Source organism: Bradyrhizobium sp. STM 3809 (genome assembly GCF_000239795.1).
Lineage (GTDB): Bacteria > Pseudomonadota > Alphaproteobacteria > Rhizobiales > Xanthobacteraceae > Bradyrhizobium.
In genome coordinates this window covers 1-541 of the sequence record NZ_CAFJ01000687.1, presented here as the reverse complement: position 1 = coordinate 541, position 541 = coordinate 1, and the positions used below count along the sequence as shown (strand labels likewise).

The following is a 541-nucleotide window of genomic DNA, read 5'->3' as shown; positions in this document are numbered from 1 at the left end:
GGCCTGGCCGCCGAGCTTGCCTTCGGTACCGACCTCGCGCGCGACGCGCGTCACTTCTCCGGCGAAGGCATTGAGCTGGTCGACCATCGTATTGATTGTGTCCTTCAGCTCGAGGATCTCACCGCGCACGTCGACCGTGATCTTCTTGGACAAGTCGCCGTTCGCGACAGCCGTCGTCACCTCGGCGATGTTGCGGACCTGCGCCGTGAGGTTCGACGCCATCGAGTTGACGCTCTCGGTCAGGTCCTTCCAGGTGCCGGCGACGCCGAGCACGTTGGCCTGGCCGCCGAGCCGCCCTTCAGTGCCGACCTCGCGCGCCACGCGCGTCACCTCACCTGCAAAGGCGTTGAGCTGATCGACCATCGTGTTGAGCGTTTCCTTCAGCTGAAGGATCTCGCCGGAGACGTTGACCGTGATCTTCTTCGACAGATCGCCGCTCGCAATGGCCGTGGCAACGTCGGCGATGTTGCGCACCTGCGCCGTCAGGTTCGACGCCATGAAGTTCACGTTGTCGGTGAGATCCTTCCAGGTGCCGGCCACG

1 protein-coding gene is annotated in these 541 nt (G+C 64.1%); it reads right to left on the bottom strand.

From position 1 onward, the window contains the following. A partial coding sequence (locus BRAS3809_RS30260) for a HAMP domain-containing protein (protein WP_035659451.1) occupies window positions 1-541 on the bottom strand: 541 nt, incomplete at both ends.